Origin of the sequence: Corallococcus sp. bb12-1 (assembly GCF_026626765.1) — a bacterium.
GTDB lineage: Bacteria > Myxococcota > Myxococcia > Myxococcales > Myxococcaceae > Corallococcus > Corallococcus terminator.
Genome location: NZ_JAPNJZ010000013.1, coordinates 57,668 through 78,092, shown reverse-complemented (window position 1 = coordinate 78,092; position 20,425 = coordinate 57,668). Strand labels below are relative to the sequence as shown.

Annotated in this window: 15 protein-coding genes; 8 read left to right on the top strand and 7 right to left on the bottom strand. The window is 68.5% G+C overall.

The window, feature by feature from the left end; all coding sequences use genetic code 11:
• Positions 1–48: 48 nt before the first annotated feature.
• The 5 genes from OV208_RS17170 (at position 49) to OV208_RS17150 (ending at position 7,855) form a co-directional block, all read left to right on the top strand.
• On the top strand, positions 49–1,170 hold the full coding sequence (locus tag OV208_RS17170) for an efflux RND transporter periplasmic adaptor subunit (RefSeq protein WP_267574912.1): 1,122 nt from the start codon (positions 49–51) through the stop codon (positions 1,168–1,170).
• Complete coding sequence (locus tag OV208_RS17165; RefSeq protein WP_267574911.1) at positions 1,167–4,847, top strand: efflux RND transporter permease subunit; 3,681 nt, start codon at positions 1,167–1,169, stop codon at positions 4,845–4,847. Before OV208_RS17170 ends, OV208_RS17165 begins: the two co-directional genes overlap by 4 nt.
• A gap of 398 nt (positions 4,848–5,245) precedes the next feature.
• Positions 5,246–5,869, top strand: a complete 624-nt coding sequence (locus OV208_RS17160; RefSeq protein WP_324291387.1) for a DUF6310 domain-containing protein — start codon at positions 5,246–5,248, stop codon at positions 5,867–5,869.
• A gap of 1 nt (position 5,870) precedes the next feature.
• Positions 5,871–6,635, top strand: coding sequence for a DUF5953 family protein (locus OV208_RS17155; protein WP_267574909.1), 765 nt, complete (start codon positions 5,871–5,873; stop codon positions 6,633–6,635).
• An 80-nt stretch (positions 6,636–6,715) separates the two neighbouring features.
• Positions 6,716–7,855 (top strand): aminotransferase class V-fold PLP-dependent enzyme, encoded by a 1,140-nt coding sequence (locus OV208_RS17150; RefSeq protein ID WP_267574908.1) that lies wholly within the window; start codon positions 6,716–6,718, stop codon positions 7,853–7,855.
• A gap of 41 nt (positions 7,856–7,896) precedes the next feature.
• Here OV208_RS17150 and cysK read toward each other — a convergent pair whose 3' ends face one another.
• Together cysK and epsC are read right to left on the bottom strand one after the other, a co-directional pair.
• Positions 7,897–8,817, bottom strand: coding sequence for a cysteine synthase A (gene cysK / locus OV208_RS17145; RefSeq protein ID WP_120541704.1), 921 nt, complete (start codon positions 8,815–8,817; stop codon positions 7,897–7,899).
• Between the two features lie 40 nt (positions 8,818–8,857).
• On the bottom strand, positions 8,858–9,703 hold the full coding sequence (epsC, locus tag OV208_RS17140) for a serine O-acetyltransferase EpsC (RefSeq protein WP_267574907.1): 846 nt from the start codon (positions 9,701–9,703) through the stop codon (positions 8,858–8,860).
• Between the two features lie 232 nt (positions 9,704–9,935).
• Here epsC and OV208_RS17135 point away from each other — a divergent pair, with 232 nt between their 5' ends.
• A complete protein-coding gene (locus OV208_RS17135; RefSeq protein WP_267574906.1) occupies positions 9,936–10,754 on the top strand; it encodes an Fpg/Nei family DNA glycosylase in 819 nt (272 codons plus the stop codon).
• A gap of 133 nt (positions 10,755–10,887) precedes the next feature.
• Positions 10,888–12,531, top strand: coding sequence for an AMP-binding protein (locus OV208_RS17130; protein WP_267574905.1), 1,644 nt, complete (start codon positions 10,888–10,890; stop codon positions 12,529–12,531).
• Here OV208_RS17130 and OV208_RS17125 read toward each other — a convergent pair.
• Positions 12,518–13,033, bottom strand: a complete 516-nt coding sequence (locus OV208_RS17125; RefSeq protein ID WP_267574904.1) for a TfoX/Sxy family protein — start codon at positions 13,031–13,033, stop codon at positions 12,518–12,520. The genes OV208_RS17130 and OV208_RS17125 overlap by 14 nt on opposite strands.
• Before the next feature lie 395 nt (positions 13,034–13,428).
• On the opposite strand from OV208_RS17125, the gene OV208_RS17120 reads away from it, so the two are divergent.
• Entirely contained in the window at positions 13,429–14,802 is a 1,374-nt protein-coding gene (locus OV208_RS17120) for an MFS transporter (protein ID WP_267574903.1), read from the top strand.
• Positions 14,803–14,804: 2 nt separating this feature from the next.
• Here the strand turns inward: OV208_RS17120 and OV208_RS17115 are convergent, their stop codons facing one another.
• The 4 genes from OV208_RS17115 to OV208_RS17100 are packed head-to-tail and all read right to left on the bottom strand — an operon-like array spanning position 14,805 to position 20,354.
• Complete coding sequence (locus tag OV208_RS17115; protein WP_267574902.1) at positions 14,805–15,377, bottom strand: imm11 family protein; 573 nt, start codon at positions 15,375–15,377, stop codon at positions 14,805–14,807.
• An 11-nt stretch (positions 15,378–15,388) separates the two neighbouring features.
• The gene (locus OV208_RS17110) at positions 15,389–16,717 is read right to left on the bottom strand and encodes an AHH domain-containing protein (RefSeq protein ID WP_420715027.1); all 1,329 of its coding nucleotides are present in this window, start codon (positions 16,715–16,717) and stop codon (positions 15,389–15,391) included.
• 10 nt (positions 16,718–16,727) lie between these two features.
• Positions 16,728–18,929: a S9 family peptidase gene (locus OV208_RS17105; protein ID WP_267574901.1), complete on the bottom strand. Its 2,202-nt coding sequence runs from the start codon at positions 18,927–18,929 to the stop codon at positions 16,728–16,730.
• Positions 18,930–18,962: 33 nt separating this feature from the next.
• The gene (locus tag OV208_RS17100) at positions 18,963–20,354 is read right to left on the bottom strand and encodes a PLP-dependent aminotransferase family protein (protein ID WP_267574900.1); all 1,392 of its coding nucleotides are present in this window, start codon (positions 20,352–20,354) and stop codon (positions 18,963–18,965) included.
• Positions 20,355–20,425 lie beyond the last annotated feature (71 nt).

The following is a 20,425-nucleotide window of genomic DNA, read 5'->3' as shown; positions in this document are numbered from 1 at the left end:
CGAGGTCCTTCCTTCTTGCGTGCCGTTCCCCCTCCCGGAGTCCCTCCCATGTGGAAGCAATCCCTGCTCTTCGGAGCGCTGACCTTCACCTCCCTGGCATGTGGTGAGCGTGCGCTCGCGCCGCAGGAACCCACGGCGGTGAAGGTGGCCACCGTGAGCCGCGCGGAGGCGAACTCCGGGGCGCGCTATTCGGCGGAGATCCAGCCCGCGACGCGCGTGGACCTGGCCTTCAAGGTTGGCGGCTACGTGGAGTCCATCGCGAAGGTGCGCGGGGTGGACGGCACGCAGCGGCTGCTCCAGGAGGGCGACGCCGTGCGCGAGGGCATGGAGCTGGTGTCGTTGCGCAAGGGGGACTTCAACCAGAAGCTCGCGGAGGCGCAGGCGGCCCTGTCCCAGGCCCGCGCCTCCGAGGAACAGGCGCAGCTCACCTTCGACCGCACGACGAAGCTCGTCGCGGGGCAGGTGGCCACGCCCGCGCAGCTCGACACGGCCCGCACGCAGCGGGATGGCGCGGCGGGCGCGGTGGCCGCCGCGAGGGCTCGGGTGGAGGAGGCCCGCACGGCGCTGGCGGACACGTCACTGCGCTCGCCGCTCGCAGGCATCGTCCTCAAGCGCCCCGTCGAAGTGGGGGCCCTGGCCGCGCCCGGCACCTTCGCGCTCTCCGTGGCGGAGACGCGCACCGTTCGGGTGGTGTTCGGCGTGCCGGACACCGTGCTGCCCAGCATCCGTCTGGGGGCGCCGCAGACGGTGACGACGCAGGCGTACCCGGGGGAGAAGTTCGAAGGACGCATCTCCCGCATCGCGCCGTCGGCGGATCCCAAGAGCCGCGTGTTCGAGGTGGAGGTGTCCATCCCCAACCCGGAGCAGCGCCTGCGACCGGGCATGGTGGCGGCGCTGTCGCTGAGCGGCAAGGGCGAGGCCGTCACCCAGGAGCTGCTGGTGCCCCTGTCCGCCATCGTCCGTTCACCGAAGCAGCGGGACGCCTTCGCCGTCTTCGTCATCGCGGACGGCCAGGGCACGAAGCCCGTGGCCCAGGCGCGCGAGGTGAAGCTGGGCGACTACCTGGGCAACATCATCCCGGTGAAGCAGGGCCTGAAGGAGGGCGAGCGCATCGCCGTCCAGGGCGCAAGCCTCCTGTCCGACGGTGAGCCCGTCGAGGTGATTCCGTGAGCGGCCCGGGCTCGCACGAGGCCAGGGAGCGCGCCCGCGACGAAGCGCTGGTGAAGGGGACGCACAACACCGCGCGCTACTTCACGGAGACGCGCCACGTGGCCTGGGTGGCGCTCGCGTTCACGATGGTGTGGGGCGTCTTCGGCTACCTCCAGATGCCCAAGGCGAAGGACCCGGTCATCGCGGTGCGCGTGGCGGTGGCCACCTGCCTGTGGCCGGGGGCGGAGGCGGAGAAGATTGAGCAGTTGGTCACCCGGCGCATCGAACAGAAGCTGTCGGAGAACGCCTCCGTCGAGAAGGTGGAGTCCATCAGCCGCACCAGCCTGGCGGTCGTCTACGTCACGCTGAAGGAAGACGTGGTGGACCGGGCCAAGGAGTTCGACGACATCCAGGGCCGGCTCAACACCATCCGCGACCTGCCCTCGGGCGCGGGCCCCATCCAGTTCCTCAAGGACTTCGGCGACACGTCCACGCTGCTGCTCACCGTGTCCAGTCCCAAGGCCAGCGCCGTGGAACTGGACCTGCGCGCGCGGGCCCTGTCCAACGCCATCACCGCGGTGCGCGGCGCCGCCACCACGCCCGGCCCGCGCGCGACGTTGGTGGTGAACTTCCCGCCCTCCATCAACGCGAACTCCATGCAGCGGTTGGGGGAAGAGGCCCGGCGCTTCCTGGAGGGACTGCCCGGCAACAGCGACGCGCGCCTGCTCCAGAGCCCCGGCTTCATCGGCGTGGACGTGGCGACGCCGCTGACGGACCCGGTGCTGCTCGAGCACCTGCGCGGCTTCGCGCGGGGACACCTGAGCGTGTCGGAGCTGCACCCGGACGTCTGGCGCCCCCTGGTGGTGCGCGACCCGAAGGAGGCTCGCGTCCGGATGGAGGAGGGCGCCGGGGACCGCTACAGCTACCGGGAGCTGGACGACTTCACGGACACGCTCCAGCGCCGGCTCCAGCGGCTGCCCATCGTGTCCAAGGTGACGCGCACGGGCGTGCTGCCGGAGAAGGTGTTCCTGGAGTACTCGCAGGAGCGGCTGGCGTCGTACGGCCTCCAGCAGTCCAACCTCTCCAGCCTGCTGTCCGCGCGCAACATCACCGCGCCCGGCGGCATCGTGGAGGTGGACGGTAAGAGCGTGAGCATCGACCCGTCGGGCGAGTTCACCAGCGAGACGCAGGTGGGCGACGTGGTGGTGACGACGAGTGGCAACGGTTCGCCGGTGTACCTGCGCGACCTGGTGGATGTGCGGCGCGACTACCAGAGCCCCGCGCGCTTCCTGCACTTCCTCAACACCCGCGATGCGCAGGGCCAATTCAGCCGCACGCGCGCCATCACCCTGGCCGTCAACATGCGCCCGGGCCAGCAGATTGGCGACTTTGGCGCGGCGGTGGACGCGGAGCTGTCCCAGGTGAAGAAGCTCCTGCCGGAGGACCTGGTCATCCGGCGCACCTCCGACCAGCCGCTCCAGGTGGAGGAGAACGTCCACCTCTTCATGTCGTCGCTCTACGAGGCCATCTTCCTGGTGGTGTTGGTGGCGCTGGTGGGTTTCTGGGAGTGGCGCACGGCGCTGCTCCTGGCCCTGTCCATCCCCATCACCCTGGCGATGACGTTCGGGCTGATGCACCTGTTCGGCGTGGACATCCAGCAGATCTCCATCGCGTCGCTCATCATCGCGTTGGGCTTGCTGGTGGATGACCCGGTGGTGGCCAGTGATGCCATCAAACACTCGCTCGCGCAGGGGTGGAAGCCGCGCATCGCCGCGTGGCTGGGGCCCACGAAGCTGGCCACCGCCATCCTGTTCGCGACGATTACCAACATCGCCGCGTATCTGCCGTTCCTCACGTTGCCGGGCGACACCGGGAAGTTCATCCACTCGCTGCCCGTGGTCCTCACGTTGTCGCTGGTGGCCTCGCGCATCGTGTCGATGACGTTCGTGCCGCTGCTGGGCTCCACGCTCCTGCGTCCACCGAGCAGGCCGGAGCCGTCGTCGAAGGAGCGGCGCTCGAAGGGGTTCGCTCGCCGGTATGCCCAGGTCGTCGGTTGGGCCATCGACCACCGGTTCCTGGTGGTGGGCCTCGCGGCGGCGCTGCTGGTGCTGGGGGGCCTTGCGGGCCGGCAGGTGAAGTCCGCCTTCTTCCCCAAGGACCTGTCGTACCTGTCCTATGTGGACGTCTGGCTGCCGGAGGACGCCACGCTGTCCGCCACGCGCAACGCTTCCGCGGAGGCGGTGAAGGTGGTGCAGGAGGTCGCGGACCAGTACGGTCGCGAACACCCGGGCGAGGACGGCAAGCCGCGCGAGGTGCTGGCGTCGGTGACGGAGTTCGTCGGCGGTGGCGGTCCGCGCTTCTGGTTCTCCGTGGCGCCGGAGCAGCAGCAGCTCAACTACGCGCAGTTGCTCATCCAGGTGGCGGACAAGGAGGACACGCGCGCGCTGGTGCCGCTCCTCCAGCAGCAGCTCTCCCGCCGCATCGCCGGGGCCCGGCTGGACGTGCGCGAGTTGGAGACGGGAAAGCCCGTGGGCATCCCGGTGTCGGTGCGCATCTCGGGCGAGGACATCGGGCAGCTCCGGACGCTGGCGGAGGAGGCAAAGACGCTCTTCCGGAACACGCCCGGCACGGCGCGCACGCGCGACGACTGGGGCAGTGACACCTTCGCGGTGAAGCTGGAGGTGGACCCGGACCGGGCGAACCTCGCGGGTGTCACCAACCTGGATGTGGCCACGTCGTCCGCGGTGGCGATGAACGGCATGGCGGTGGGACAGTTGCGTGAAGGCAACCATCAAATCGACATCGTGGCCCGCCTGCGCGCGGATGAGCGGGCACAGTTGGGGGACATCGAGAATCTCTATGTGAGCTCGCGCACCGGGCCGCAGAAGGTGCCACTGCGTCAGGTGTCGCATGTGGCGTATTCGCTCCAGACGGAGAAGATCCGCCGGCGCAACCAGTTCCGCACCATCACGGTGGCCACCTTCCCGCAGGACGGGGTGTTGCCGTCGGAGGTGATGAAGCTGGCGAAGCCGAAGCTGGAGGAGCTGCGTCAGCGCATGCCGGTGGGCTACACGCTGGAGGTCGGCGGCGAAGCGGAGGAGCAGGTGAAGAGCTTCCGCAGCATGGCGATGGTGATGGGGATGCTGCTGGTCGCCATCTACATGGCGCTCGCGGTGCAGTTCAAGAGCGCCATCAAGCCGCTGGTGGTGTTCGCGGCGCTGCCGTTCGGCGCGGTGGCTGCGGTGGTGTCGCTGGATGTGATGGGCGCGCCGCTCAGCTTCATGGCGTTCCTGGGAATCATCAGCCTGATGGGCGTCATCGTCAGTCACATCATCGTGCTCTTCGATTACATCGAGGAGGCGCACGAGCGGGGAGAACCCCTGCGGGAAGCCTTGCTGGACGCAGGACTCATGCGCCTGCGGCCCGTGCTGGTGACGGTGGCGGCGACGGTGCTCGGGTTGATTCCGCTCGCCCTGCACGGTGGACCCTTGTGGCAGCCTCTCTGCTACGCGCAGGTGGGCGGACTCACGGTGGCGACGGTGCTCACGTTGGTGCTGGTGCCGGTGCTCTACACGGTGTTCGTCCGGGACCTGAAGTGGATCCACTGGGACGCACCCGCGTCGCACGACACGCCCGAGGACACCGCGCCCGGCTCGCTGGATCTGCCCGTGCGGGAGGGGCATGCCGGGGTGGGGTGAGGGAAGGTTGGCCCTGGCGCGATGGACGGAGTGCCGCCAGACTCACACGCGTCTTCGCGCACGTCCGTTGGCGGGTGTGCCGGGCAGAAACGCCCTCACGTCTGGACGTGGCCATGCCGCGCAGTTCTTGTCTCGCACTGCTGCTCCTTCTCGCGGCCTGCGCAACGACGGAGCCGGGCCCGAAAGAGCCTGCGGCTCCGAACCCGAGGCTCGCCAACCTTCAGCGAGCGGCGGAGCTGCCGTGGGCGGATGACGGGCGCTGCGTGGTGCGAGAGGCCTCCAACGCGTGGCCCGTCCTCGTGGAGCGATGCTTTCATTCGCTCGACTCCGAGCGGATCCGGTTTCGAGATTCCACGGGAAGATGCACTGTTGCCTCCGCTGGGGCGGCAACCCTGGGGATGGGCATCTGCATCTTGGCAGGCCCGGAGATCGTAGTGGGCGCGGTGATCATCACAGGCGTGGTGGTGGTGGCGATCGCCATCCAGGAGGAATGGGATGCCTATGAGCGGAGGGCAACCCGTGAGCGTGCGCGTCCCGCGCTTCAAAAGTGGCCCACCCTGCATGAGCAGTCCCTGGCGAAGCGAAAGCCGCAGCCGGAGCCCTCAGGACAGGACTTGATGCCCCCAGTGCCACCTTCAACGGTGGAACGTGAGCGCAGCCTTGATTGCACTCCCCGGCCCGTGCCGCATCTGGGCGGCGATGCCCTGCACAACATGTGCGCCGACAGGGTGCCCCGAAATGACTTCCCGGGCTCGGACGTGCTTGTCAACGGGAAGCGCTTCGACGCAATTCAAATGCGTGCGCGAGTGCTGTGGGAGGTCAAGACCGATAATTTCGAGACGTACTCGCACTTCCTGAAGCAACAGGTGGTCGAGAACCAGTTGCCCGAATTGGTACGCGAGCGGGACCTCGCAAGGGCCTGCGGATTTGACTTCTGGGTGGGGGTTCGCAGCGCCGCGCACAAAGCCGCGTTGGAGGAGTTGGATCCCAGCTTTGAAATCGTCGTCATGGATTGGTGCTGAGATGCCGGCAACGCAAGAGAACGAACTTCGCATTACCGCCTACGGGCCTGCTCTCTCGGGTGCGGATGACCGCCCCCTGGCTGTTGTTCATGGGTTGGAGCGAGCATTGCCCGACTTGCGTCTGGCATGGAGGGTCTCTGACGAGGGGAAGCCTGTCCTGTTGCCGCAGCGCGATGCGTGGATCGCCCAGGGGCGGGCTGATGGGCCGGGATTCCACCTCCTATGCAACGGTGACGAGGGTTACCCCGTGACGATTTTTGGGTGGGAAAGACCCGCTGGGAGTTCCTCAGGAGGCAAGCCATTGTTTGAAGTTCATGCGGGACTGCCGCTCGACGCAGCCGTGAACGTGGCGGCAGCGGATGTGCTGGAGGCCATCGCAGAGGGCGCCCGTGCGTTCTGGGGACGCGCGACGCCGTTCAACGCGAGCGTGGAGATCTCACTGCAGACACGCCACCCGGTGCGTAAGCCGGGCGTTCCGTCACGGGGATTGCCCGTGCTCAATCTCCCAGAGGATATCCACCTGCCGGAGATCCCCCACTGTCTGGGGTGGCTGAACTACTGGTCGGAAGCTGCCGCACAGGCCATCGGCTTCCCCGATCCCGCCCGTGACTCTGAGTTGCTTTCTCGGTCACGGCGAACCGCGACGGGCGGCTGGGTCGTCCAACTCACGGAAGCACCGCTCGACCTCGACAACCCCGCCCATCTGGCCGCGCTCCTTCGCGCCTACGAACGCTTCCCGGCCATCGGCGGGCGCTCGGAACTTTGAGCGGGTCTCCACTCAACGGAGTGCACACTCGCCTCCAAGGATCGCTCCGCGATGCGCGGAGCGTGGCTACACTCCAGGGCATGAGCCCCCCGTTCGAGTCCTACCGCGCCGAGTTCCCCGTCCTCGGCGAACAGCTCTACCTCAACCACGCCGGTGTCGCGCCCACCAGCCTGCGCGCGGCCAACGCGGTGAAGGGGTGGATGGATGACCTGGTCCACCACGGCATCCTCCATGAGCGGGGCTGGGAGGCCCACAGCGAGCACGTGCGGGGACTCGCCGCGCGCATCATCGGAGCCTCTCCGGAAGAAGTGGCCTTCGTGCGCAACACCAGTCACGGACTGGGACTCGTGGCGGAAGGACTGGACTGGAAGCCCGGTGACGAAGTCGCCGTCGCCACGAGCCTCGAATACCCCTCCAACGTCTACCCCTGGCTGCATCTCAAGGACCGGGGCGTGGAGGTCCGCGAAATCGCCACGCCGAACGGGGGCGTGACCCCCGAAGCCGTGGCGGCGGCGCTCACCCCGCGCACGAAGCTGGTGGCGGTGTCGTCGGTGCAGTTCGCCACCGGGCACCGCACGGACCTGGATGCGCTGGGCGCGCTGTGTGAACGCGCGGGCGTGCTCCTGTGCGTGGATGGCATCCAGAGCGTGGGCTGCATCCCGGTGGACGTGAAGAAGAGCCGCATCCATTTCCTCAGCGCGGACAGCCACAAGTGGATGCTGGGCATCTCCGGCATCGGGTTCCTGTACGTGGCGAAGGACGTGCTCCCGCGCGTGCGCCCCGCGCTGGTCGGCTGGAGGAGCACCACCGACGCGTGGAACTTCAACCGCTCCCACTTCGAACTGCGGCCGGACGCCGCGAAGTTCGAGGAGGGCAGCGCCGCGTACCCTGGCATCTACGCGATGGGCGCCGCGCTGGAGCTGTTGCTGGAGGTGGGGACGGACGCCATCGGCGCACGGATTGGCGAACTGGTCGCGCGGCTGGACTCGGGGCTCCGCGACCTGGGCTGCGAGGTGGGGCCCTCGCCGGAAGACCGGGCGGGCATCCTCACCTTCCTGCCTCCGGGCGCCAGCGTCCGGGCGCTCAGCGCGTCCCTGTCCGAGCGCAAGGTGGCCCACTCCGTGCGGCGTGGGCGCATCCGCCTGTCGCCGCACTTCTACAACACACCCGAGGAGATGGACCGGCTCGTGGAACTGGTGCGCGCGTACCGGCCCGGGTGAGGCCTGTCGAGTGCCCGCACCCGGACCTTCACACGGGCGGACTACTGCGCCGGGAAGAGGTTCTCCACGGACAGGTAGCGCTCGCCGGTGTCGTAGCAGAAGGCCAGCACGCGGCTGCCGTCCGGCATCTCCGCGAGCTTCTGGTTCACCGCGGACAGCGAGGCGCCGGAGGACACGCCCACGAAGATGCCTTCCTCGCGCGCGGAGCGGCGGGCGAACTCGAAGGCGTCCTTCTCATCCACCTGGATGGTGCCGTCGATGGCGTCCACGTGCAGGTTCTTGGGGATGAAGCCCGCGCCGATGCCCTGGATGGGGTGGGGCCCCGGAGCGCCGCCGCTGATGACAGGCGACTTGGCGGGCTCCACCGCGAACACCTTCAGCTTGGGCCACTTCGCCTTGAGGACCTCCGCGCACGCGGTGATGTGGCCGCCGGTGCCCACGCCCGTGATGAGGTAGTCCAGTCCGTCCGGGAAGTCGTTGAGGATCTCCTGCGCGGTGGTGCGCTTGTGGACCTCGATGTTGGACTCGTTCTCGAACTGCTGCGGCATCCACGCGTTGGGCGTCTGCGCGACGAGCTCCGTGGCGCGGGCGATGGCGCCCTTCATTCCCTTGGCACGCTCCGTCAGGTCGAAGGTGGCGCCGTAGGCGGCCAGCACGCGGCGGCGCTCGATGCTCATGGACTCCGGCATCACCAGGATGAGCTTGTAGCCCTTCACCGCGGCCACCATCGCGAGGCCGATGCCGGTGTTGCCGCTGGTGGGCTCGATGATGACGCTGCCCTCCTTGAGGAGGCCCTTCTTCTCCGCGTCTTCAATCATCGCCAGGCCGATGCGGTCCTTGATGCTGCCTCCCGGATTGGCGCGCTCCAGCTTCAGGTGCACCGTGACGCGCGAGGGATACAGGCGGTTGATGCGCACGTGCGGCGTGTTGCCAATGGTCTGCAGGATGCTGTCGACTTTCATGGCGTCTCCTGTGCGTAGGAAGGCACTGCGTTGGGGGTTCTCAAATCTGGTAGTCGAGGACGTCCAGGCCCTCATCGCCGTGGCGCGCGCGCACTTCGCTGCGGCGGGTGACGACGGACTGGGGCGGCACGCTCTGCGTGAGCCACGCGTTGCCGGCGATGATGCTGCCCCGGCCCACCACCGTCGCGCCTCCGAGGATGGTGGCGTTCGCGTACACCACCACGTCGTCCTCGATGGTGGGGTGGCGCTTCTTGTCCGCCAGGGCCTTCTCCACCATCAGCGCGCCCAGCGTGACGCCCTGGTAGAGCTTCACGTTGTCGCCCAGCATCGTCGTCTCGCCAATGACGACACCCGTGCCGTGGTCGATGACGAACCTGCGCCCGATGGTGGCCCCCGGGTGGATGTCCACGCCGGTGCGCTGGTGGGCGTACTCGGTGAGCAGGCGCGGCAGCAGCGGGAAGCCCAACTGGTGCAGCGAGTGCGCCACGCGGTAGATGGCGATGGCGTAGAAGCCCGGGTAGGTGAGCACCACCTCGTCCACGCTGCGCGCGGCGGGGTCCGCTTCGAAGATGGCCTGGGCATCCTGCTGGAGCCAGGCGTAGATGTCCGGCAGCCCCGCCATGAAGTGCGTGGACAGGCCAGCGTCGGTGCTGGGGTAGTGCGGCGCGAGCAGCCCCTGGATGCGCTGGAGGTTCGCCTCCACGGCGGTGACGTCCCGTCGCACCGCGGCGGCGTTGCACTCCAGCCGCTCCGCGAAGTGCGGGAAGAGCAGTCCCAGCACCTGCGCGACGAACTCGGGCGCGGCCTTGCGCACATCCGGGGGGAAGCAGTGGCGCTGTCGCGCCTCCAGCAGGGTGGCAACCAGTCGGGCGTTCGGATCGTCCATGGGGCGTTGCGTCAGGATAGCGTGCTTAGGAGTGGGTTTTCTTTGTTTCCGGCGCTCGAACGGCTGATGGAGGGCGGATTGGCTTTTTTCCGCCGTCCGGAGACGTAACGGTCCCGTTCCCAACGCAGATGCCGACGGCGGGAAAACGTCGCGGCTGCCCGGTCGTCCGGGGAACAAGGTGGGGGACGCGGTGGGTCCTGGCGGCGCGGGGAGACCGGGATTACCCAGGGGGATGCCGGAAGGTCACAGCATCCACCGGGTTGCCCGGGTGCACCGCCGCTGGTTGGTGGGGCGCCGCTTCACGGCCGACTCGCCCCAGGGGCGTCCGGAGGTGGCCCGCGTGCTGTCGGGCCGGACGCTGGTGGGCGTGGACGCGCACGGAAAGCACCTGTTCCATACGTTCGAAGGGGACGTGCGGCTGCACCTGCACCTGGGCCTCTTCGGGCGCATCCGTCACTTCCGGAGCGAAGCCCCGATGCCTTCCCCGGCGTGCCGGCTGCGGCTCGCTTCGACCGCGGCGACGCTGCACCTGTCGGGGCCCTCCGCGTGTGAGTTGCTGGCGCCGGAAGCCGAGGCCGTGTTGCGTGCGCGGCTGGGCGAGGACCCGCTGCGCGCGGACGCTTCGCCGGACCGGGCCTATGCGCGGCTGACGCAGGGGCGCATTCCGCTGGCGCAGGCGCTGTTGGATCAGGGACGCATCGCGGGCGTGGGCAACATCGTCCGGGCGGAGGCGTTGTTCCTCACCGGGTTGCCGCCGCTCCTGCCCGCGTGCGAGCTGGCGCGAGGTGCGTTCGAGGCCTTGTGGGCCGCGATGCGGGCGCTGCTGGAGGACGGGGCGCGCGATGGGCTCATCGTCACACCCGGCGCGCCGCCCCTGCCATCGCCGGGGCGCAAGCGCGCGGAGCGCTTCTGCGTGTACGGCCGCACGGGGCTGCCGTGTCCGCGCTGCGGTGCGAAGGTGAAGGGACAGTTGCTGGCGGCGCGCACGCTCTACTCCTGCGCCGGGTGCCAGGGCGTGGACTGCGTCCGGAGGCCGCGCCGGGCCCGATAGCGTGAACTCATTCGCACTTCCTGGCGTGGACCGGGCGACACGCCCGCGCCGGGTGAGGTCGAGCGGACAACCGGGGGGCCACACACCCTGCTGGCGCTTGCCGTGCGGGGGCCGTCGTGGGGACGATGGAGGCATGACCCCCGCTCTGTCCTATGCCCACGGCACCAGCACCACCCCGCTGCTGGGAGAGACCATTGGTCAGAACCTGCGCCGCACCGTGGAGCGGTATGGCGACCGCGAGGCCCTGGTGGTGGCGTCGCAGGACTACCGCGTCACGTGGCGCCAGTTCTGGGATGCGACCACGGAGGTGGCGCGGGGGCTTCTGGCGCTCGGCGTCCAGAAGGGGGACCGGGTGGGGCTGTGGTCGCCCAACCGCTTCGAGTGGACGGTGGCGCAGTACGCGCTGGCCCGCACGGGCGCCATCCTCGTCAACCTGAACCCCGCGTACCGCACGTCGGAATTGGAGTACGCGCTCAACCAGGCCGGCGTCAGCGTGCTGCTCCTGGCGAAGGGGTTCCGGCAGACGGACTACACGGCGATGCTCGCGCAGGTGCGGCCCCGGTGCGCCGGCTTGCGCGAGGCGCTGGTGTTGGACTCGGACTGGGATGGGCTGGTGAAGGGCGGCGCGGCGGTGAGCGTGGAGGCGTTGGCGCAGCGCGAGGCGTCGCTCCAGTTCGACGACCCCATCAACATCCAGTACACGTCCGGCACCACGGGCTTCCCGAAGGGCGCGACGCTGTCGCATCACAACGTGCTCAACAACGGGTTCTTCGTGGGCGAGGTGCTGCGCTACGGCCCGGAGGATCGCGTGTGCATCCCGGTGCCCTTCTACCATTGCTTCGGCATGGTGATGGGCAACCTGGCCTGCACGTCCCATGGCGCGACCATGGTGATTCCGGGCGAGGCGTTCGAGCCGCTGGCGGTGCTCCAGACGGTGCAGGCGGAGCGCTGCACGTCGCTCTACGGCGTGCCCACGATGTTCATCGCGGAGTTGGATCACCCGCGCTTCGGCGAGTTCGACCTGAAGTCGCTGCGCACCGGCATCATGGCGGGCTCGCCGTGTCCGGTGGAGGTGATGAAGCAGGTGCAGTCGCGGATGCACATGCGGGAGGTCACCATCTGTTACGGCATGACGGAGACGTCGCCCGTGTCCACGCAGAACCTGCTGGATGACGCCCTGGACAAGCGCGTGTCCACGGTGGGCCGCGTGCACCCGCACCTGGAGGTGAAGGTGGTGGAGCCGGAGTCCGGGGCGGTGGTTGCGCTGGGGCAGCCCGGGGAGCTGTGCACGCGGGGCTACAGCGTGATGCTCGGGTACTGGGAGAACGCGGCGGCCACGGCGGCGGCGGTGGACCGGGCCGGGTGGATGCACACCGGCGACCTGGCGACAATGGACTCGGAGGGCTACGTCAAGATTGTCGGCCGCATCAAGGACATGATCATCCGGGGCGGGGAGAACGTGTACCCGCGCGAGGTGGAGGAGTTCCTCCACACACACCCGGACATCAGCGAGGCGCAGGTCATCGGCGTGCCCAGCGTGAAGTACGGCGAGGAGGTGATGGCGTGGGTGCGGCTGAAGTCCGGCGCCACGCTCACCGTGGAGACGCTGACGGCCTACTGCACCGGCCGCATCTCCACCTTCAAGATTCCCCGCCACTGGAAGTTCGTGGACAGCTTCCCCATGACGGTGACGGGCAAGGTGCAGAAGTTCCGCATGCGGGAGGTCTCCGTCGCCGAGCTGGGGCTGGGCGACGCGGCCTCCATCAAGACGGCCTGACGCGCGGTTTCGCCTTCGCGGGGGCCTTCTTCGCGGCGGGCTTCTTCTTCGTCACGGACGGCTTCGCGGCGGGCTCCTTCGGGGGAGCCTTTTTCGCGGCGGGCTTCTTCGTCGCGGCGGGTTTCTTCGCGGCGGACGTCTTCGCGGGAGCCTTCTTCTTCGCGGGCTTCTTCTGCGCGGAGCGGTTCGCGGCGTCCACGGCGCGGCGGGCCCAGGGCAGCAGCATGCGGCCGTTGTCCTCCGCGTCCGCCGGAGGGGTGAAGTAGTTCATCTGGTGGGACGTGCCCTTGCTCTCGTAGATGAAGGGCCGGCAGCCCTCGGCCTCGAAGGCGGGGCGGGTGACATCATCCACCTTGAGGTAGAGCTGGCCCTGGATGATGAGGCCGAACATCCGGCCCGCGAAGGACAGGCCCCAGCCTCCGAACATGTAGCGGGCCTGCACCGGGCCAAGCGGCTCCAGCAGCTCCAGCGTGTACTCCACGAGGCTGTCAGGTCGGGGCATGGGCGTCTCCTAATGGCTGTGTCGTTCGAAGCTGAAGCCAGAGCCCTGGTCGGGCTCGCTCTGGACGGCGATGGTTCCGTCATGTGCCTGGATGCGCTGGGGTCCTCACCAGAGGCACATCGACAAGTCGTCCGCCGTCACGCTGTCCTGCTCCCGGAATCACCGATGCCTCTAAGTTCTAGGAGATCCCCCTCCGGCAGGGAAGCAATCCCAGGGACACGGCGCATGTGGACGGACGGTCTGTTCAACGTCTGCCTGCTCGTCAGTTGGAGACGCGGCCCTCGCGTGCGACGTGCAGGACGGCGCGGAGCTGTTCGGAGGTCATGCGGTCTTCGCAAGGACTCTATGCCGAAGATGCGGTTTCCGCATGACGCCTGTCCGCATATGGAGGGGGAATGGATGGAAGCGGCGTGGCGGTGGACGCGGGCAGCCGGATGCAGCCGGGCGGGGCGCGGCGGGTGGCCACGGGGGCGGTGTTGCTGGCGCTGGTGGTGAGTGCCTTCGAGGGCACGGTGGTGACGAGCGCCATGCCCACCATCACGCGGGAGCTGGGAGGTGACTCGCTCTATTCGTGGGTGTTCTCCGCGTTCCTGTTCGCCTCGACGGTGGGCGTGTTGGTGAGCGGCAAGCTGGCGGACCGGTTGGGCCGCAAGCCGGTGTTCTTCGTGGGGATGGGGTTGTTCCTGCTGGGCTCGGCGCTGTGCGGGCTGGCGACGTCGGTGCCGGCGCTGGTGGGCTTCCGGGTGATGCAGGGGCTGGGCGCGGGGGCGTTGCAGCCCACGACGCTGACCATCAGCGCGGACCTCTATACGCTGCGGGAGCGGGCCGCCATCCAGGGCATGTTCACCGGAGCGTGGGGCGCGGCGAACGCGTTGGGCCCGCTGATTGGAGGCTGGCTGGTGATGCACGCCTCGTGGCGGTGGGTGTTCCTGGTGAACCTGCCGGTGGGGGTGTTGTCCGCGGTGTTGCTGCACCTGTCCTATCGGGATCCGCCCCGGCGGGACTCGGTGACGTTGGAGCGGTGGGGCCCGTTGCTCGCGGGCGGCACGGTGGCGTTGTTGCTCTTCGCGTTGGAGCCGGGTGCGGCGCGGGCGCGAGGGGTGTGCGCGCTGGGCGCGGTGGTGATGGCGGCGTTGTTCGTGTGGCAGCAGCGCCGGTCGTCCGCGCCGGTGTTGCCGGTGGAGCTGGTGAAGGACCGGACGGTGCTCAGTGGCATCGCGGGAGGCCTGTTCGCGGGGGCGCTGCTGTACACGATGTCGGCGTGGGTTCCGCTGTGGATGACGGAGCAGGGCGGACACTCGCCGATCGGGGCGGGGCTCGCGTTGGTGCCGATGCTGTTGGGCTGGTCGGTGGGGTCCACGGTGGGTGTGAAGGTGCTGGTGCGGGGCGGCATGCGCGCGAGCGTGGGATTGGGCTTCGCGTTGGCGGCGACGGGGGCGGGGCTGTTGTCGGTGGCGGCGCTGCGCGGGTGGGGGATTCCAGCCACGTTCGCGGCCCTGGCGCTGGTGGGCATGGGCGTGGGGCCGGCGGCGAGCAGTTCGCTGCTGGGGCCGCAGTCGCGGGCGCCGTGGCAGTACCGGGGTATCGTGACGAGCACGCTGTATTCGATGCGGTTGCTGGGCGGGGCGCTGGCGGTGGCGGCGCTGTCGTTGGCGCGAGGGCACTTCGCCACGCAGTTCGCCATCGCCGCGGGGCTCACGGCCATCGCCGCGCTGGGCATGGCGCTGGCGGCGCCGGGGCTGGAAGGCAACGTTCCGCGCGAGGGGTAGGGCTATACCTCGGTGAAGTGCATGCCAGTGGCGCCGGTGCGCTCCAGAGCGTCCTTGAGGTCTTCGGAGACGATGAGGGCGATGGACCAGCCCCAGGTGCGGAAGACCTTGGCTGCGCCCACCTTCGAGGGATCGATGCGCATGCCCGCCACGGACATGTACTGACCGACTTTTTCAGGCTGGTCGTGCTTGGGCTCAAAATACCGGACTTCCCGCGAGGCCTTGTCATCGATGCACCGGATCATCCGGGTCGCCACGAGCATGTTGAACTGTTCGGGCTGGCCGTCGATGTCGACTGCGAAAAGCTGGATATCGTCGGGTGACAGTTCCGCGAAGACCGACGCCACTTTGAGATGGACCACAGGCGTCATGCCGACACCTGCCTCTGAAAAATCCAGCGGTCTACCTGGCTCTTCAAGGGAAAACCGGAGGCGGTCTTTTATCCGCACGGTCTTTCCTGCGCTGAATGCCCAGGGGTCATCGACTTCTTTGGAGTCTTGGTCGACAGGATCGCCCAGATACCAGCGCCCAGGGATGTAGACGTCTTCCGACAGTCTGAAGTAGCGCCTTGCCATGTTCGTGGTTCTCAGTGGCCCTGGGTCAGCAACTTGTTGAGTTCGGTGCCATGCGTTCTGGCTTCAGCAGCGAGTTCTCTGAGTGAGTCCGTCAAGGCCTTGCGGCAAGAAAGCACGCTGCGACAGGTCAAAGTCGCCTGCCTCAACCGGTCATGGACCAGCTGGTGATACTCCTGCGGATGCGGACCCCGGTGTCCTTTGACTTCGACGATGTTCTCCGGATCCTTCAGCTCCATTCCAGCCCGCTTGAAGATCCGCCTGAATGCAGGCGTCCACGGCCCACCGCGCGTGGAGGACTTCTCGTTGCGGATGGTGGCCAGGTGGTGACGCTGCGTTCCTCTGGGCCGTGAGGACATCGCGACCGCGTTGGGGGCGAGAGCGATGGTGAAGCCCTCGGCGGTCATCGCCACGGAGCGTACACCGCCGAGGGCGACGTACTGGAAGCCCGCCTGGGTCTCCACCACGAGCGCGGCCGGAGCGGACCCGGGCAGCCCCTGAGCCTTCGTCGCGAGCCCCACCGTGTTTCCCACGGCCGCCGTCGCCAGCATCACGAAGACCCGCGCCGCGTTCTCTCCCAGCACCTCCCCGTACGCCTCGCCCGCGTCGCGTACCTGAAAGAAGGTGGTGGCCTGGTCCACGTGGCGCACCAGGGAAATCCATCCGTTGAGGATGCTCCACACCGTGTCCACGCCCAGGTACGCAATGGCGGTGGCCGTCATCAACGCCGCGAGCCCCTTGGATAAGGGTTCCGGCAGGGCCCAGAGCAGCAGGTACATCGTCACGGTGGAGGTCATCGTGGCCAGCACGGCCTGGGGATGGGCGATGTCCTTCAAGGCCTCGGAGGTTTCGCGCCACACGGAGTCCATGGTCACGGCCATCGCCAGCGCATAGCGGCCGTCGCTTCCCAGCAGCGGTCCTTCCTCCAGCAAGCGCAGACAGTCCCCGACTTGTTTCCGGTTCTCACACCAGCGCTTGTAGCCGCGCGTCAGGTCGTCGGAGGCGTCCAGCAGGTGCAGGTCGCGCGCCTCCTCTTCGCCCAGGGGCACAATCCGCCGGGTCCGCTCGTGGAACCCATACAGGCCGCTGCGCTCCGGCAGGCCGAACAGCTCGCGGGCCTCCCGCATGGGATGGGCGGAGGGCCTCACGTCCCGGGCGAGCGTCTTCACGGCCTGCTCGAACTCCTCCTCCCCCAGTCGGGTCGCGGAGAGGGAAGCCCCCTCCTCCTCGCGAGGCGTGACGACGACCCGCGCGCCGTCGTCCGTCTCCAGCCTCACGGTCCGCGTCGTCGCACAGCCCGACACGAGCATTCCCAGCAGCAGCGCCCATCTCAACCGCATCATGCTGAAGCCCTCATCGCGGCGCGCCCAGCTCCCGGAGGAAGAACCGACGCACGTCGTCCATGTAGTACCGGCCCGCGGGACCGGAGGGATTGTGCCCCTCTCCTGGCATGAGCAACAGGTCGAAGTGCTTGTTTGCCTGCACCAGTGCCTGGGCCATCCGCATCGTCGTGGACAGCGTCGCGTTCACGTCGCTCGTCCCGTGCATCATCTTGAGCGCACCCTGGAGTTTCCCCGCCAGTGCTTCGTTGGAGCCCGCCGCGTAGCCTGTTGGATTCTCCGTGAGCAATCCCATGTTCGGCTCGTTGATGATGGCCTCCTCCGTCAGCGCCCCCGGTGCTCCCGCATAGCCTGCCTTGAAGAACTCCGGCGCCGTCAGCATCCCTCTCAGCGCGAAGTATCCGCCCCAGGAGTGGCCATGGATGCCCACCCGCTCCAGGTCCATGTACGGACGGGTCGCGCCCGCCTGCTTCAAGGCTGCCACGTGGTCCGGAATCTCCGTCTGTCCCACGCGCCCGTAGTTCACATCCTGGAAGGCCTTGCTCCGCCCCGGCGTGCCACGTGCGTCCAACACCATGGCGATGAAACCCAACCGTGACAGCGAGTGGGCGATGCGGCTCTCCCCACCGCCCACGTACCCCCAGGGCACCGCCGTGATGAACGGTCCCGCGTAGATGACGTCGATGACCGGGTATCGCTTCTTCGGGTCGAAGTCCCACGGCTTGTACAGCACGCCATACAGCGGCGTCGTTCCATCCGCCGCCTTCACCGTGAAGGCCTCCGGGGGCGTGTAGTGCAGCGCCGCCAGCGCGCTCACGTCCGCCTTCGCGTACCGGAACGACTGGCGTCCGTCCGTGGACGCCACATCCCAGGCCCTCGGCTGCTCCCGGGTGGAATGCCCATCCACGAAGTACCTCGTGGACGGTGACAACACGACCCGGTGGACTCCAGGCTCCTGCGACAGTCGCTTCAGGTCTCCACCCTTCAGGGTGGCTCGATACAACAGGCGGTCATACGGCGCGTCGCGTTCGGCGGAAGCCATCACGTAGAGGGCATCCCCCTTGGGCTCCACCCCCACCACCGCGTGCACCGGGAAGGGCCCCTGGGTGATCTGCCGCACCTGCTTCCCCGCCCAGTCATACAGATAGACATGGCGCCAGCCGTCCCGCTCCGACATCCAGAGGAAGTGCCGGTTGTCCGGCAGCGGCTTCACCTGTCGGGACCAGCCTTCCACCGCGAAGTCGAGCGCACCCACGAAGCTTTCCGGCCGCTCCTCCCGCAACACCCGGCGGCGCTTGCCCGTCGCCGGCTCCACCGCCACCAGGTCCAACCGCTTGCCATCCCGCGAGAGCTGGAGCACCAGGGCTTCGCTCCCATCCGGCCGCCAGCCCGCGAACCATTCGTAGCTTTCCGTCGCCTCACGCGGCACGGGCGTCACCTGCCCCGTCTCCGCCGTGACGAAATGCAGCTCCGAGCGCATCAGCGGCGTGCCTGTCTTGGTATAGGGCGCCCACGTCACCTTCTCCTGCGCGGTGCCGTAGTCGACCAGGGGGATCTGGTGCACGCCCCGCGTGTCCTCGCGCCAGACCGCCAGGAACCGGCCCGGGGGAGACCACGCGGATTCGGGCACTCGCCACGCGTTGTCCTCCGTACCGGTACGCTCCACCCGCGTCGTTCCCTTTGCGTCGAGCACCGCGAATCCCGCCTCCCGTTGCACCGCGAGGGCCTTTCCGTCCGGAGACAGGGCATTGCCGGGGAGGAGTGACAGCGCGACCGGATCCGTGGGTTCGAGCGCCACGACGCGGCGGTCGGACAGGCCCAGCGTGAACGCACGACCCTGCACGGAGAAGACAATCCCTCCCGCATCAGGGGTGAACGTGAAGGGCATGAAGCCAGACAGCGGGGCGGGCTTCCCCAGGAATTGCGCCAGCTGGGACCGCAGTGATTCGGGAGACAGCAGCGCCTGCTGGGTCTTCCGCCGCGCATCGACCAGGACCCAGGTGTCCCGATGCGGCTCGAGCACGGACCAGTACACGAACCGCTCGCCCTCGGGCAGCCACCGGGGCGGCGCCAGGGTGTCCCGGATGCGATTCGGCAGATTCAATGCTGCGTCGGAGAAGTCGAGCCGTGCTTGCAGCGCGTCCTCGGCCGCCGTCGCGCTCCAGGGGGCGAACAGACCCACGACGATCAGCAGCAGGGGCAGGGAATAGGGCATGGGTCACTTCCGGAGATGGAAAGAGAAGGAATGTCAGCGAATGCGTCGCGGTGCCGGCGCCGTGACCGCCAGCAGTTCCGCCAGCGTCTTCAGGCCCTGCTCCAACTCCGCCCGGGAGCTGGCCGCGCCCAATGACACCCGGAGGGCATTGGGCGCGTTGCCGGGCCGGGCCGCGAAGAGGTGCGCGGGGCCCAGGAGCACGTCTCGCGCGGCGGCCTGCTCCACCAGCTCCGTGGCCCTCCGGTGCTCCGGAATAGGCATCCACAGGAAGTAGGCGGTGGCGTGAGCGACATACGGATGGCCCTTCAACACGGACGCCGCCAGCGCCTGACGGGCTGTGGCTTCGGACCTCCGTGCATCCCGAAGGGCTTCGGCCGTGCCGTCGGCAATCCATCGCGATGCAAGCTCATGCATCAGCGGAGAGCCGGACCAGACCGTCGCCGCTGACGCCTGCTCCAACGCCAAACGGGCGTGCGCGGGTGCCCGGATGTAGCCAACGCGCAACGCGGGGAGGACCGCCTTGGACAGACTCCCAATGTGATATGTCCGCTCGGGGGCAAGCGCGGCCAGGGGGGGGGGCGCCTTCGCGACGAGTGGCGCCAGCGCCCCGTTCTCGATGAGGGTGACGTTGAACTCGCGGCAGACCTCCAGGACAGCCTGCCTGCGCTTCAAGGGCATGATCGCCGTGGTCGGATTGTGATTCGTCGGCGTGCAGTAGAGCACCCGGGCCCCGCTCTTCCGGCAGGCTTCCGCGAGCGCCTCCGGGATGAGCCCGTCCGCGTCGAGCGCCACCGGGTGCGTGGGCAGCCGGAGCCATTCCGCGGCGGCGAGCGCTCCCGGATACGTGACGTCCTCCACCAGCACGCCCTCGGGGGTCGCCAGCAGGGACAACAGCATCAGGGTGGCGTGCTGGGCCCCGCCGCACACGGTGACCTCCCCCTCGGTGGAGGGTACGCCCGCGAGCCCGAGCCAGCGCGCGCCCGCTGCCCGCTGTGACCCGGAGCCTCCGTGCGCCTGATATCCACTGAGCGCGGTCAGGTCCGCGCGCTCCCCCAATTGCTTGAGCGCGGCGGCGAGCGCGAGGTGTCCCAGGTCTCCCGGCACCACGGGCACCGCCGTGGGGCCCAGGTCGATGCGCGTCCGGTCCAACTGGGGCGAATAGCGCTCCACCTCCGTGAGGTCGCGCACGAACGTCCCATTTCCGACCTGCGCGCGGATGAGCCCCCGCCGCTCCGCTTCGGCGTAGGCCCGGGTCACCGTCCCCAACGACGCCCCCACCGTGACCGCCAGCTCCCGGTGGGTCGGCAGCCGGTCCCCGGCCCGCAACCGTCCGGCGCTGATGTCCGCCGCGAGGGCGTCCACGAGCGCCGCGTAGAGGGGTCCGTCAGAGCGTTTCAGGCGCGGCTTCCAGGGAGCAGGAGGCATGAAAGTCCTTCGGGGCCCCGGCATCTCCGCCGAAGTCCAGGTGTCATGGGATGTAAGATGGATTGTATCAT

Coding starts and splice junctions, on each gene's coding strand:
- cysK (WP_120541704.1), bottom strand. CDS start 8,817: ATGAAAGTCGACAGCATCCTGCAGACCATTGGCAACACGCCGCACGTG.
- OV208_RS17125 (WP_267574904.1), bottom strand. CDS start 13,033: ATGCCCCGACCTGACAGCCTCGTGGAGTACACGCTGGAGCTGCTGGAG.
- OV208_RS17100 (WP_267574900.1), bottom strand. CDS start 20,354: ATGCCTCCTGCTCCCTGGAAGCCGCGCCTGAAACGCTCTGACGGACCC.
- OV208_RS17160 (WP_324291387.1), top strand. CDS start 5,246: ATGGGCATCTGCATCTTGGCAGGCCCGGAGATCGTAGTGGGCGCGGTG.
- OV208_RS17150 (WP_267574908.1), top strand. CDS start 6,716: ATGAGCCCCCCGTTCGAGTCCTACCGCGCCGAGTTCCCCGTCCTCGGC.
- OV208_RS17130 (WP_267574905.1), top strand. CDS start 10,888: ATGACCCCCGCTCTGTCCTATGCCCACGGCACCAGCACCACCCCGCTG.
- OV208_RS17115 (WP_267574902.1), bottom strand. CDS start 15,377: ATGGCAAGGCGCTACTTCAGACTGTCGGAAGACGTCTACATCCCTGGG.
- OV208_RS17170 (WP_267574912.1), top strand. CDS start 49: ATGTGGAAGCAATCCCTGCTCTTCGGAGCGCTGACCTTCACCTCCCTG.
- OV208_RS17135 (WP_267574906.1), top strand. CDS start 9,936: ATGCCGGAAGGTCACAGCATCCACCGGGTTGCCCGGGTGCACCGCCGC.
- OV208_RS17155 (WP_267574909.1), top strand. CDS start 5,871: ATGCCGGCAACGCAAGAGAACGAACTTCGCATTACCGCCTACGGGCCT.
- OV208_RS17105 (WP_267574901.1), bottom strand. CDS start 18,929: ATGCCCTATTCCCTGCCCCTGCTGCTGATCGTCGTGGGTCTGTTCGCC.
- OV208_RS17120 (WP_267574903.1), top strand. CDS start 13,429: ATGGATGGAAGCGGCGTGGCGGTGGACGCGGGCAGCCGGATGCAGCCG.
- OV208_RS17110 (WP_420715027.1), bottom strand. CDS start 16,717: ATGATGCGGTTGAGATGGGCGCTGCTGCTGGGAATGCTCGTGTCGGGC.
- epsC (WP_267574907.1), bottom strand. CDS start 9,703: ATGGACGATCCGAACGCCCGACTGGTTGCCACCCTGCTGGAGGCGCGA.